This is a genomic window from Sphingomonas sp. DC5200-1 (genome assembly GCF_049897245.1).
Lineage (GTDB): Bacteria > Pseudomonadota > Alphaproteobacteria > Sphingomonadales > Sphingomonadaceae > Sphingomonas > Sphingomonas aquatilis.
The window spans coordinates 41,628-53,941 of record NZ_JAFCVW010000012.1 but is presented as its reverse complement, the minus strand read 5'-3'; the positions used below and the strand labels follow the sequence as shown (position 1 = coordinate 53,941).

General features: G+C 68.9%; 17 protein-coding genes. 11 read left to right on the top strand and 6 right to left on the bottom strand.

Annotated features, from left to right (window positions below; translation table 11 throughout):
* Window positions 1-45: 45 nt before the first annotated feature.
* Both hisD and hisG read right to left on the bottom strand, forming a co-directional pair.
* Window positions 46-1,341 (bottom strand): histidinol dehydrogenase, encoded by a 1,296-nt coding sequence (gene hisD, locus ACP7A3_RS18395; RefSeq protein ID WP_426256828.1) that lies wholly within the window; start codon window positions 1,339-1,341, stop codon window positions 46-48.
* Window positions 1,338-1,997 carry an ATP phosphoribosyltransferase gene (gene hisG / locus ACP7A3_RS18390; protein WP_426256827.1) on the bottom strand — a complete coding sequence of 220 codons (660 nt, stop codon included), beginning with the start codon at window positions 1,995-1,997 and terminating at the stop codon, window positions 1,338-1,340. Before hisG ends, hisD begins: the two co-directional genes overlap by 4 nt.
* Before the next feature lie 61 nt (window positions 1,998-2,058).
* Between hisG and ACP7A3_RS18385 the strand changes: the two genes are divergently transcribed.
* Complete coding sequence (locus ACP7A3_RS18385) at window positions 2,059-3,171, top strand: DUF2332 domain-containing protein (RefSeq protein WP_426256826.1); 1,113 nt, start codon at window positions 2,059-2,061, stop codon at window positions 3,169-3,171.
* A gap of 122 nt (window positions 3,172-3,293) precedes the next feature.
* On the opposite strand, the gene ACP7A3_RS18380 is transcribed toward ACP7A3_RS18385, so the two are convergent.
* Both ACP7A3_RS18380 and ACP7A3_RS18375 read right to left on the bottom strand, forming a co-directional pair.
* The gene (locus ACP7A3_RS18380; protein ID WP_018250490.1) at window positions 3,294-3,776 is read right to left on the bottom strand and encodes an RcnB family protein; all 483 of its coding nucleotides are present in this window, start codon (window positions 3,774-3,776) and stop codon (window positions 3,294-3,296) included.
* Between the two features lie 276 nt (window positions 3,777-4,052).
* Window positions 4,053-4,937 (bottom strand): alpha/beta fold hydrolase, encoded by an 885-nt coding sequence (locus tag ACP7A3_RS18375; protein ID WP_426256825.1) that lies wholly within the window; start codon window positions 4,935-4,937, stop codon window positions 4,053-4,055.
* A 161-nt stretch (window positions 4,938-5,098) separates the two neighbouring features.
* Between ACP7A3_RS18375 and ACP7A3_RS18370 the strand changes: the two genes are divergently transcribed.
* From ACP7A3_RS18370 to ACP7A3_RS18325, 10 genes are all read left to right on the top strand, one after another.
* Entirely contained in the window at window positions 5,099-5,293 is a 195-nt protein-coding gene (locus ACP7A3_RS18370) for a hypothetical protein (RefSeq protein ID WP_192929965.1), read from the top strand.
* Window positions 5,294-5,389: 96 nt separating this feature from the next.
* On the top strand, window positions 5,390-5,719 hold the full coding sequence (locus ACP7A3_RS18365) for a hypothetical protein (protein ID WP_043060411.1): 330 nt from the start codon (window positions 5,390-5,392) through the stop codon (window positions 5,717-5,719).
* A gap of 34 nt (window positions 5,720-5,753) precedes the next feature.
* Complete coding sequence (locus tag ACP7A3_RS18360; protein WP_017977824.1) at window positions 5,754-6,185, top strand: CsbD family protein; 432 nt, start codon at window positions 5,754-5,756, stop codon at window positions 6,183-6,185.
* A 10-nt stretch (window positions 6,186-6,195) separates the two neighbouring features.
* Complete coding sequence (locus ACP7A3_RS18355; protein ID WP_426256824.1) at window positions 6,196-7,707, top strand: PAS domain S-box protein; 1,512 nt, start codon at window positions 6,196-6,198, stop codon at window positions 7,705-7,707.
* On the top strand, window positions 7,704-7,871 hold the full coding sequence (locus ACP7A3_RS18350) for a hypothetical protein (RefSeq protein WP_192929966.1): 168 nt from the start codon (window positions 7,704-7,706) through the stop codon (window positions 7,869-7,871). The genes ACP7A3_RS18355 and ACP7A3_RS18350 overlap by 4 nt, the downstream gene beginning before the upstream one ends.
* Before the next feature lie 33 nt (window positions 7,872-7,904).
* Window positions 7,905-8,786, top strand: a complete 882-nt coding sequence (locus ACP7A3_RS18345; protein ID WP_063687915.1) for a hypothetical protein — start codon at window positions 7,905-7,907, stop codon at window positions 8,784-8,786.
* 70 nt (window positions 8,787-8,856) lie between these two features.
* Window positions 8,857-9,000, top strand: a complete 144-nt coding sequence (locus ACP7A3_RS18340) for an entericidin A/B family lipoprotein (protein WP_018250489.1) — start codon at window positions 8,857-8,859, stop codon at window positions 8,998-9,000.
* 334 nt (window positions 9,001-9,334) lie between these two features.
* Window positions 9,335-9,499, top strand: coding sequence for a hypothetical protein (locus tag ACP7A3_RS18335; RefSeq protein ID WP_167509757.1), 165 nt, complete (start codon window positions 9,335-9,337; stop codon window positions 9,497-9,499).
* A gap of 160 nt (window positions 9,500-9,659) precedes the next feature.
* The gene (locus ACP7A3_RS18330) at window positions 9,660-11,126 is read left to right on the top strand and encodes an HWE histidine kinase domain-containing protein (RefSeq protein ID WP_426256823.1); all 1,467 of its coding nucleotides are present in this window, start codon (window positions 9,660-9,662) and stop codon (window positions 11,124-11,126) included.
* A 17-nt stretch (window positions 11,127-11,143) separates the two neighbouring features.
* Complete coding sequence (locus tag ACP7A3_RS18325; RefSeq protein ID WP_426256822.1) at window positions 11,144-11,449, top strand: hypothetical protein; 306 nt, start codon at window positions 11,144-11,146, stop codon at window positions 11,447-11,449.
* 184 nt (window positions 11,450-11,633) lie between these two features.
* Here ACP7A3_RS18325 and ACP7A3_RS18320 read toward each other — a convergent pair whose 3' ends face one another.
* Window positions 11,634-11,822: a ComEA family DNA-binding protein gene (locus ACP7A3_RS18320; RefSeq protein ID WP_017977832.1), complete on the bottom strand. Its 189-nt coding sequence runs from the start codon at window positions 11,820-11,822 to the stop codon at window positions 11,634-11,636.
* Window positions 11,819-12,313: a nucleoside deaminase gene (locus tag ACP7A3_RS18315; protein ID WP_426256821.1), complete on the bottom strand. Its 495-nt coding sequence runs from the start codon at window positions 12,311-12,313 to the stop codon at window positions 11,819-11,821. The genes ACP7A3_RS18320 and ACP7A3_RS18315 overlap by 4 nt, the downstream gene beginning before the upstream one ends.
* Between the last annotated feature and the right edge of the window lies 1 nt (window position 12,314).

The window sequence follows — 12,314 nt, the reverse complement described above, 5'->3', positions numbered from 1 at the left end:
CAATGGCGTCGTTGACCACATCGGTGAGCAGGGCGTCCCCCCGCTCTACCGATTGAGCCGCAACCGCAGCGCTACCGAGCGCGCGTGGGCGGGCAGGCCCTCGGCGTGGGCGAGGGCGACCGTCGCGGGGCCGAGCTTTGCGAGTGCCGCTTCGTCGAGCCCGAGGAAGCTGGTGCGCTTCATGAAGTCGAGGACCGACAGGCCGCTGGCGAAGCGGGCGCGGCGGCCGGTGGGCAGGACGTGGTTGGGGCCGGCGACGTAATCGCCGATCGCTTCGGGCGTGTGGCGGCCGAGGAAGACGCTGCCGGCGTGGCGGACCTTATCGAACAGCGCCTGCGGGTTATCGACGGCGAGCTGGAGGTGTTCGGGGGCGAGGCGGTCGACCAGCGGGCAGGCGGCCTCGAGGCTGTCGACGACGATGATCGCGCCGTTGGCGTCCCACGCGGTGCGCGCGACTGCGGCGGTGGGGAGGATGGCCAGTTCCTCGTCGACCGCTCGCGCGACGGCCTGCGCATAGTCGGCGTCGTCGGTGAACAGGATCGACTGCGTGGTGGTGTCGTGCTCGGCCTGGCTCAAGAGGTCGGCGGCGGTCCATTGCGGATCGTTCTTGGCGTCGGCGACGACGACGATCTCGCTGGGGCCGGCGACCATGTCGATGCCGACGACGCCATAGACCTGGCGCTTGGCCTCCGCGACCCAGGCGTTGCCGGGGCCGGTGACGACGTCGACCGGCGCGATGCGGCCCGCGCCATAGGCGAGCGCGGCGATCGCCTGCGCGCCGCCGATGCGCCACACTTCATCGACGCCGGCCAAATGCGCGGCGGCGAGGACGAGCGGGTTGATCTCGCCGTCGGGGGTGGGGGTGACCATCACCAGCCGCTCGACGCCGGCGACCTTGGCGGGGATGGCGTTCATCAGCAGCGACGAGGGGTAAGCCGCGCGGCCGCCGGGGACGTAGATGCCCGCGGCATCGACGCCGCGCCAGCGTGCGCCGAGGCGGACGCCGGCCTCATCGACATAATCGGTGTCGGTCGGCTTCTGGCGTTCGTGATAGGCGCGGATGCGGGTCGCGGCGAGGTCGAGCGCGTCGCGCAGCTGCGGGTCGAGCGCCTCATACGCCGCGGCGCAGGTGGTGGGTTCGATGCGCCAGCCGGTCTCCGCCAAGTCGTGGCGGTCGAGCTTTTGCGTGAAGGCGCGGATCGCCGCTTCGCCATCGTCGCGGACGGCGCGGATGATCGTCGCGACGTCGCGGGCGACATCGGCGGCGGCTTCGCGGCGACCGTCGACCAAAAAGGTGAAGGCGTCGGCGAAACCGGCGTCGCGGGTGTCGAGGTGGATCATTGCGCGGTCTCCGCTACGGCGCGGCGGAATGCCTCGACCAGCGGCACGACTTCGGCGCGGGTCTTCATCGCGGCGCGGTTGACGATCAGGCGGCTGGTGACTTCGGCGATCACCTCTACTTCGACGAGGCCGTTTTCCTTCAGCGTGCGGCCCGAAGAGACGAGGTCGACGATGCGTGGCGCGAGACCCAGCGTCGGCGCCAGCTCCATCGCGCCGTTCAGCTTGACGCATTCCGCCTGTACGCCGCGATTGGCGAAATGCGCGGCGGTGATGTGCGGATATTTGGTTGCGACGCGCACATGGCTCCAGCCGCGCGGATCGTCGGTCGCGGCCATGGCGGCGGGTTCGGCGACCGAGATGCGGCAATGGCCGATACCCAGATCGACGGGGGCGTAGAGTTCGGAATAGTCGAACTCGGCCAGCACGTCCGACCCGACGATGCCGAGTTGCGCGGCGCCATGCGCGACGAAGGTCGCGACGTCGAAGGCGCGGACGCGGATCAGCTCGATATGCGGTACGTCGGTGGCGAAGCGCAGCGCGCGGCTGTTTTCATCGCCGAACGCGGCTTCGGGATGGATACCGGCGCGGGCGAGCAGGGGAAGGGCCTCGGAGAGGATGCGCCCCTTGGGCACGGCGATGACTAAAGGTGTCGGCACGCGCGGGGCTTTACTGGCGGTGGGGAGCAGGCGCAACACGGCGCCGGCAGGAGGCGAGTCGATGGCAAGTGAGGCAGAGAATCTCAAGTCGTTCGAGGTGCAGGCGGGCTATTGCAAGGCGATGGACGCGCCGGTGACCAACCGGATCGTCGAAGCGCTGCCAGCGGCGCTGGATCGATCGACGGAGACGGGGCGGACGGTGCTCGACTGGCCGGGCGAGCCGGTGGCGGATGCGCTGGTGTTGCGCCTGGTCGGCGGGCTGCATGCGCTGCATCGGGCGGGCGCGGACGCCGATCTGTCGCGGGTGTTCGCGGGCGAGACGACCGATCCGGCGGCGATTGCCGACGTGCTGCGGGCGACGCTGGCGCGGCACGATGCGGCGATCCGGCCATGGCTGGACGGGCCGCCGCAGACCAACGAGGTCGGGCGGTCGGCGGGGCTGATGACCGGGCTGTTGCATATCGCCGCACGCTACGGCCCGCGCGTCGAGTTGCTCGAGATCGGGTCGAGCGCGGGGCTGAACCTGATGATCGGGCATTATGGCTTCGACCTGGGCGGCACGCGGGTGGGGCCGGCGGAGGCGGCGTTGACGCTCACGCCCGACTGGCGCGGGCCGCCGCCGCCGGCGGTGCCGATCGCGGTGGAGCGGGTGAGGGGCGTCGATATCGCGCCGGTCGATCTGTCCGATGAACGCCAGGCGCGGCGGTTGCAGGCCTATGTGTGGGTGGAGGCGACCGAACGGCAGGAACGGCTGGCGCGGGCGATCGATCTGGTGCGCGCGCACGGCGTCGACCTGGTGCAGGGCGATGCGGCGGACTGGGTGGAGGCGCGGCTCGCCGAACCGCAGGAGGCAGGCGTCACGCGCGTGCTGATGCATTCGGTGGTGTGGCAATATCTGCCGCCGGCGACGCGCGCGCGGATCGGCGACGCGATGGCGACAGCGGGCGCGCGGGCGACGGCGGAGCGGCCGCTCGGCTGGGTGATGATGGAGCCCAATCGCGATCTGCACCGGCATGAGGTGCGCGTTCGCGGCTGGCCGGGGAGCACGCCGATGGAGCTGGTGGCGCTGACCCATGCGCATGGCGCCTGGGTGGAAGGGCTGTCGCCGCCCTACGAGACGCGCGACTATGTGATGCGGCGCGGGGCGTATGAGGCGGATGCCGGGACGGCGTGAGCCGCCCCGGTGTGTCGCGGCGCCGTCACCCCGGACCTGATCCGGGGTCCCGCTTTCAGCCGCAGAAGAAGAAGCGGGATCCCGGCTCAAGGCCGGGATGACGGAGAGAGGGTTACGTCCGCTTAGTAGAAGAAGCGGTTGTAGACCTGGACGACGCGGCCCGAGCGGGTGTCGACCAGCACGACGTCGTTGCCGTAGCGGACCCAGCGCTGATAGCCGTAGCCCGGGCGCGGCAGGCGATAGGTCGCGTAGTCGTTGATCCAATATTGGCGGCCGTAATAGCTCGGCGCGAAGCGATAGCCGTTGGTCACCGGGCGATAGCGATAGCCGCGCGGGCCGGCATAGGTGCCGCGGCGATAGACGTCGCCGTGCGTGCGGCGATAGTCGCGCCAATCCTCGCGAAGCTCCTGACGATCCTCGCGCACTTCGCGGCGCGCATCGCGGATGTCGCGGCGGTCGCCGTAGCGGCGCGCTTCGGCGAGGTCGCGCTGGCTCTGGCGCAGCTCGCGTTCGCTCTGGCGGACTTCGCGGGCGCTCTGCGCATTGGCGACGCCAGCAGGCAGGATGGTGGCGGCGGCGAGGGCCGCGATCATGATCTTACGCATCTGTTTCACTCCTCGGTTCGCGTACCGCCCGCTTGTGGGTTGGGACGTAACGCAGAACGGTCTTGTGACCGCGCGTCGCTGAACGCGTGAGGAATGCTTTGGTCATCTTGGGGAAAGGTAACTGTCCTTTATTCCGGTTTCGCATCAACGCATTGCCGCCCCATCCACGCCGTTCGTGCTGAGCCTGTCGAAGCACGGGTGCCACGGGCGATGGCGGTGTGTGTGGCGACCCGCCCTTCGACAGGCTCAGGGCGAACGGGCGTGGGTGTGGGGGCGTCAGATGTCCCAGCGCCGCATCGCCGCGACGACCGCCTCGGGCTTTTCCCAGGGCACGAAATGGCCGGCGTCGATCTTCTCGACCGTCAGCTGCGGGACATAGGGCGGCAGGCCGTCGACCAGCACCGGCAGCAGTGCCGAATCGCGCATGCCCCAGATGACCAGCGTGTCCTGCGTGATCGGCGGGAAGGGTGCGTCGAGGAAGGCGGGGCGGGGCGGGGTTTCGTCCATCGCGGGAACGATCACCTTCGACGCGCGATACCAGTTGAGCATCGCGGTCATCGCGCCCGGCTGCGACCATTCGTCCAGATAGGCGGCCTTGTCCGCGCCGGAGATGGCGTGCGTCACGTGATGCGCGAAGGTGGAGCCGAGGAATTTTTCGAGGCCGGCGCCGACGAGGCCCTGGTCGATGCCCGTGTCGCGGAAGCGGGTGATGTACTGGCTGGCCTTGCGCTGCTCCGGCTCGTCGAACAGCGCGCGCTGGAAGAGCAGGGGATGCGGCGCGTTGACGATGACGAGGCGCGCGACGCGATCGGGCCGGGTCAGCGCCGCCATCCACGCGATCGCGCCGCCCCAGTCGTGGCCGACCAAAGTGAAGCGGTCGATGCCGAGATGGTCGGCGAGCGCGATCAGGTCGGCGAGGATATGCTCGGCGGCATAGGCCTCCACCCCTTCCGGCTTGGAGGAGCGGGCGAAGCCGCGCTGGTCGGGCGCGACGACATAATGGTCGCGGGCAAGATCGGGGATCACGCCGCGCCATGTGCGGTGCGATTCGGGAAAGCCGTGCAGCAGGATGACCGGCGGGTGCGCAGGGTCGCCGGCGATCGCGACGTCGAGCTCGACGCCGGTGGGCAGCGCGATACGGGTCAGCGGCGTGTCGGTCATCACTCTCTCCTGTCGCAAGCCCTGTGCGGGTCGTCGTGCAGCGAGCCTAGCGGCCTTTGGTCATGCCGTCATGCCCGTGCGCAAGGGCATACCGATCTACCATGTCATGGGTGCATCCTGGCCGATAGGCACGGTGAAACAGCACGTTAGCGTGCCGCCCCATGACCGATACGCCTTCAGAGACACCCGTTTTCCGGTCCGGCCCCGAGGAGCTGGCCTATTTGCGGCGCCGGGCGGAGGAGCATCGGCAAGGTGCTGAAAAAGCAGCGGATATGGGATCGCGCGCGATCCATCTGCGGCTGGAACAGCTGTATCGCGAGCAAGTCGGGCTGCTGGAAATAGTGCTTCCTGACTAGGTATTTGCGCAAAGATACCAGGAACGGACCAGCCTAACATGGGTTGATGCGCCCGAACCGGCCCTGCTGTGGGGCCGGCAGAGGCAAGGATCGGCCATGGGTCACACCCGGACGATAGCGACGGTGTTCTGCGGTGCGGTGGCGCTGGCCGCCTGCGCTGCACCCGCGACGCGGATTTCGACCGGGCTGCAGCGTTATGGCCTGGACGAAGGCCGCGCCGATTGCGTCGGCGGGCGCCTGCAAAGCGACCTGACGCTCGGCCAGCTGCAACAGCTGGGCCGTGCCGCTGCCGCCTACAAGCAGAACGATCCCAATCCGGGCGTGCTGACGGTGGGCGACCTGATCCGCGTCGCAGGCGAACTGAAGGACCCGAAGATCGCTCTGTCGGTCGGCAAGGCCGCGGCGGGCTGCGGCGTCCTGCCCTGATCCTGCACTTCCCTATCCGCAAAGGAGATATTCCATGAACAAGGACGAATTCCACGGCGGCGTTCGCTATGCGACCGGCAAGGTCGAGAAGGCGGTCGGCGATACGGTGAACAGCCGCGACTGGCAGGTCGATGGCGTCGTCGATCAGGTCGCCGGCGGTGCCCAGCATACCTATGGTCGCGCCAAGTCGATCATCGGCGAGGCGGTGGACAGCGCTCCCGAGTTGCTGGACGAAGCGCGCGACCGGCTGAAGGATGCGGGCGAGCGGATCGCCGACGTCGCGGGCGACACCGCCGCACGCGCCAAGGATGCCGCGGGCAAGCATGGCAAGGTCGCCGCGGATGCCGCGCGCGAACATGGCAAGGCGGCGGCGAAGACCGTGCAGGACACGCCAGCTCTGTGGGCGGTGGCCGCGCTGGTCGGGGGCTATGCGCTCGGCTGGCTGATCCACGGGCGTCGCGCCTGAGGGGCACGCGATGACGGCCGCCCTGCTCAAATCCCTGCGTGACACCGTCGATCTGCGCCATCTGCGCCAGATCATCGTCGGTCTCGACGAAGGGGTGATCCTGATCGATCCCGACCAGAGCCTGCTCTGGGCGAACGACGCCGCGCTGGCGATGCACGGCGTCGGATCGGTCGGGGAGCTGGGCGCGACCGTCGACGAATATCGGTCCCGCTTCCAGCTGCGCTATCGCAACAACCACCGGCTGGAAGCGGACGATTACCCGATCGAACGCGTCGTCGCGGGCGACAGCTTTTCCGAAGTGGTCGTCGAGGTGACGGTGGCGGGCGAGGATGCCCCGCGCTGGGTACATCAGGTGCGCAGCCTGGTGCTCAATGACGCGGACGACGGCGAGCCGGCGTGCCTGGTGTTGATCATCCAGGACGTGTCGGCGCGCTACGAGGCGGAGGATCGATTCGAACAGTCGTTCAACGCCAATCCGGCGCCGGCGGTGATCTGCCGATTGAGCGACCTGCGCTTCGTCAAGGTCAACCAGGGGTTCCTGGAGATGACCGGGCATCAGCGCGACCAGGTGCTGTGCAAGACGGTGTACGACATCGACGTGCTGCGCGAGGCGGAACGCCGCGATCTGGCCAAGGAACGGCTCGCCGAAGGGCGGACGATCCCGCAGATGGAGGCGGAGCTGGAGCTGCCGGGTGGCGGCACCAAGCTGGTGATCGTCGCCGGGCAACCGATCGACATGGGCGACCAGCCCTGCATGCTGTTCACCTTCGCCGACCTGGAACCGCGCCGGAAGGCGGAGGGTGCGCTGCGCCACAGCGAGGAGCGGTTCACCCGCACCTTCCAGATGGCGCCGGTGCCGATGGCGATCGGTGCGCGCGACGGACATCTGCTGTGCGAGGTGAATGCCAGCTTCACGCAGATGACCGGCTATGCCTCGACCGAGATCATCGGCCGCCCGCTGGGCGAGGTGGAATTGTGGGAACATTCCGCCATGCGCGAAGAGATCGAGGCGCTGATCGAGGACGGCCATGCGCTGCGCGGCCATGAGGCGCGCATCCATGCCAAGGACGGCGCGGGGATCGACTGTCTGGTGTCGACCGAGGCGATCCGGCTGGGCGACGACGCCTGCGTGCTGTGGGCCTTCCAGGACATCACGCAGCGCAAGGCGACCGAGCTTGAGCTGGTCGAGGCGATCGAGGCGGTGATGAAGGACACCAGCTGGTTCAGCCGATCGATCATGGACAAGCTCGCCCGGCTGCGCGCGCCCGAGCGGCAGGCGGACGGGCCAGGCCTGGACGATCTGACGCGGCGCGAACGCGACGTGCTGGCGCTGATCTGCCGCGGCTATGACGACAAGCGCATTGCACGGGCGCTCGACGTATCGGGCAACACGGTGCGCAACCATGTCGCGCGCATCTACGCCAAGATCGGCGTCAACCGGCGCATCGCCGCGGTCGCCTGGGCCCGCGCGCGCGGCTTCGACGGCGAAGGCGTCGTCATTGAAACGGAGGCGGCGGCATGAGCAAGACCCCGAAAGCCGATGCCGCCAAGCGCGCGACCAAGGGGTCCGTGCAGGAGGCGATCGGCAAGTTGATCGGCGACGATGCGGCGCGCGAGCGCGGTCGTGCCGAGAAGGACGCGGGCACCGCTGCGGCGACCCGCCGAACCAAGGACTCCCGGGACTGATCCCGGACACGCATTTTTCCAACAGGAGTGATTATGGCTACCCATGCTTATACCGGCCCGGTGCCGGGCGATGACCTGCGCACGGCGAAGACGCCGACCCGATTGTCGTGGGGCGCGGTGTTCGCCGGCGTCGTCATCGCCGTGGCGGTGCAGCTGGTGCTGGGCATCCTGGGCGCGGGCATCGGCCTGACCATGGTCGATCCGGTCGAGGGCACGACGCCGGGCGCGGCGGGCTTCGGCATCGGCGCGGGCATCTTCTGGCTGATCACCACCGTCATCGCGCTGGGCGCGGGCGGCTATGCCGCGGCGCGCGTCGCGGGCGTGCATGACCGGTTCGACGCGCTGGTCCACGGCCTGGTCGTGTGGGGCGTCACGCTGATCCTGACGCTGTACCTGCTGACCTCGGTCGTCGGCGGCATCATCGGCGGCGCGTTCCGCACGGTGGGTGCGGTCGCCGGCGCGGCGGGCAGCACGGTGGGCGCGGCGGCACCGGCCGCAGCCTCGGTCGCGGGCATCGACAAGCAGGACGTGCGCAGCGAGGCCGCGGCCTATCTGTCGGACGCGCCGAACGATCCCGCGCAGATGACGCCCGAGCAGGCGCAGACCGCGATCGCCAAGGAACTGCCGGCGATGGCCCGTGGCGGCGCCGAAGGCCAGCAGGCGGAAGCCCGCGTCGTCGACATCGTCGCCGCGCAGCGCAAGATCAGCCGCGAACAGGCGCAGGCCCAGGTGACGCGTGCCAAGCAGCAGTTCGTCCAGGCCAAGGACAAGACGGTCGAAACCGCCAAGGTCGCGACCGACAAGGCGGCGGGTGCTGCTGCCGGCACCTCGTTCATGCTCGTGCTCGCGCTGCTGATCGGCGCTGGCGCGGCCGGTTTCGGTGCAACTGCGGCGACCCGCCGCAAGCTGCGCTGAGTGTGCGCGGCGGGCCGGCGTATTCGGGCCCGCCGCATCCTTTTACGGACTGTCTGGAAAGGACACGATGATGACCACCAAGACCATCGGCGCCGCGCTGGCGCTCGCCACCGTGCTGTCGCTGTCGGCGTGCAACACGGTCAACGGCGCGGGCAAGGACCTGAAGTCGGCCGGCTCCGCCATCTCCGACGCCTCGGGCGAAAAGAAGAAGTGACGCCGGGCGGGGCGGGCCGAAAGGTCCGCCCCGTTTCGTATCGCGGTCCGTCATGGCGCGGGAACCGCCGAGCGGATCGCGCGTTGTAGGTCAAACGGGCGGGTCTCATCCGATTGCGCCCGCATCGTTTGACCTGCCGGACCTGCCCTGACCAACAGTCTCCCCATCGCGAGGCCCCTTGCTAGGCCTGAGCAGCGCCATCCGAACCGGATGCGCGGATGCGGGTCCTTCGTTTTCCTAAGCCATCGCGATGGCCCGCGCCGCTGGGCGCGCCGGCGTTTTCGCGTGGCGTATCGACCATCTCGATCGATCATGCAGAAAGGGGCCTGACGCCATGGAAAGCTATTATCGGGAACAGGCGGCGTCCTGCGCGCGCGAGGCCGCAGCGACCCAACTGTCGCAGGTGCGCGATCGCTATCGCCGGTCGGAAGAGGCATGGCTGGCGATGGCGGATCGCATAGCCCGGACCGCCGCGTTCAAGGCAACCAACGGCGCATAACGAGCCCGCCATTAAATCGCGGCGGATCAACAACATGATGGTTCGCCGCCGATGCCTTTTGACGCCAATCCGATTGCATCCGTAACGGTAGCGTCTCTTGTCCGGGCATCCGCTTTAGCCTAAGACTGTTCCTGCTTTGGACCGACAGCCGCTGCCCCCCGTGCCGCACACGCCATTCGTCGCGCCGCCCGCCGTGCGCGCGGCGATCGACGCGTTCCTGCACGGGCTCGACCCCAGCGACCCGTTCCTGGCGGTGGTCCAGCATTCGATCACCGCGATCGTGGTCAGCGATCCCACGCTGCCCGACAATCCGCTCATCTATGTGAACGACGCGTTTACCGCGCTGACGGGGTTCGAGGCGGCCGAGGTGCTGGGCCGCAACTGTCGGTTCATGCAGGGGCCGCTGACCGCTTCCGCGGATGTCGAGCGGCTGCGCGCCGCGATCCGACGGCGCGAGCGGATCGAAGTCGACCTGCTCAACCACCGGCGCGACGGCACGCCCTTTTGGAACCGGCTGATGGTGGCGCCGGTGTTCGATGCCGCGGGCGAGCTGCGTTATTTCGTCGCGTCGCAGCTGGATGTGACGATCGAGCGGCACCGGCTGCAGCAATTGCAGCAGGATCGCGACTCGCTGAATGCGGAACTGGAAAAGCGCGAGGCGTTGCTCGCCGAGCGCGAAGCACGGCTGGCGATGGCGCTTAATGCGGGTGGCCTCGGCACCTGGACGCTGGCGCTGCCGAGCAACATGCTGACCGCATCGGAATCGTGCCTGGCGAATTTCGGCTTTCCGGCGGGCGCGCATTTCGGCGAGCAGGACCTGGCCGAAAGCCTGCACCCGGATGATGCCGCACGCGTGCTCGCCGCGATCAGGGACACGATCGTCAACGACGCCCCCTATGACATCGAATATCGCATCCTGACGCCGGCTGGTGAGCAGCGCTGGATCCATGCGCGCGGCGCGGTCCAGCGGCGCGCCGATGGCACGCCGCTGGAGATGTCGGGCTTCACCAGCAACATCACGGCACGCAAATTCGCCGAAGAGCATCGCGCGGTGCTGGCGCGCGAGCTGACGCACCGGGTGAAGAACACGCTGGCGACCGTCGGCGCGGTGGTCAGCCAGACGTTGCGTGACGCTCCGTCGCTCGGCGAGGCACGGGCGGCGGTTGCGGGACGGATCGCGAGCCTGGGCGCGGCGCATGAGCTGCTGGTGCGGGACGAGGTGGAGGGCGCGGCGATCGGCGAGATCGTCGAGCGCGTGCTGGCGCCGTTTCTCGACAGCAACGGCCGGCGCTTCACGATCGAGGGGCCGGACATTCGCCTGAGCCCCGAAATCACGCTGGCGCTGTCGATGGCGCTGCACGAACTGGCGACCAACGCGATCAAATATGGCGCGCTGTCGGTGCCCGAGGGGCAGGTCGCGATCCGCTGGGCGCTGGTCGGCGCGGTCGGCGCGCGGCGCTTCGCGTTCAGCTGGGCCGAACAGGGCGGCCCGCCGGTGACCGCGCCGATGCACACCGGATTCGGCACGCGCATGATCCAGCGCGTCTTCGCCCAGCATGTCGAGGGGGAGGCCAGCATCACCTATGCGCCCGAGGGCGTGCGCTTCGCGATCGAGGCCCCGGTCTGAGGGGGACGACCCCGCCGGTGACGCCGGACCTGCGCTATATCGTGGTACGCGGGCGGCTGTGGCGACGCGCCAACCCTGCGTTGGCGGAGGACGAGCGGCAACGGCTGGTAGCGCAGCTGATGGCGGCACGGCGGGCGGTGGCCGCGGCGAAACGGGCGGGTGATGCGGACGCGGAGACGCAGGCACATGCCGCGGTGGATGCGGCGAAGGTGGCACTCGGCGAACGCGGACCGGTGTGGTGGGACGACGGGGCGCCGGACCTCAACCGGCATATGGCGCGCAACACGCCATATGCGCCGTGGTTTGCGGGGTTGGGGGCGTAGGGCTTTTGGCTTGCGGGTGTTGGTAGCGTGGCCGGTGTTGGTTGGCGCGTCCTGTAGACATCATTCGTCATCCCGGCGCATGCCGGGATCCATGGACGCGTGCGTGTCGAGGGTTGCGCGCTGACGCTGGGGACGTCGCCCCCCATGGATCCCGGCGTGCGCCGGGATGACGAACCGAGGGGCTTTACTCCAGAGTCAGCGTGTCGTCGTCGGGGTCGACCTTGCCGGCGAGGCCGGGGACTTCGTCCAGCTGGCGCAGCGCGGTGAAGCCGCCGCGGTCTTCGCGATAGCGGACGATTTCGAAGCCGTGGCCGGCGAGTGCGGGAACGGCGTCGAGCTCGTCCGCGGTGGCGGTGTTGACGTTGACGCTCACAGGTTCGCCTGCTCCTCTTTCGGCAGATCGGCATCGGGGCCGTAGTACAGTTCGGCGCATTCGTCGGCGAGGCAGCCGCCTTCGATCTCGATATCGTCGCGATAGGCGTCGGCGATGAAGGCGAGCGTGTCGACGTGGCGCGCTTCGAAATACATCGGATGGACGTCGTCACGGCCCGCGCCGAAGACGACGCGGCCGACCTTCGACCAGATCGACGCCATCGTACACATGCCGCAGGGTTGCAGCGTCGAATAGAGCGTCGCGCCGCGCAGTTCGAGTTCGCCGATCCCTTCGCAGGCGCGGCGGATCGCCATCATCTCCGCATGCGCGGTTGCGTCGGGCAGCTCGTGCGTCTGGTTGCGTTCGGCGGCGAGCACCTTGCCGTCGCGCATGATCACGCAGCCGAGCGGCGAGGTCGACGGATCGGACCCCTTCGATCGCGCGACGTCGATCGCCATCCGCATCCAATATTCGTCGTCACCTGCGCACATA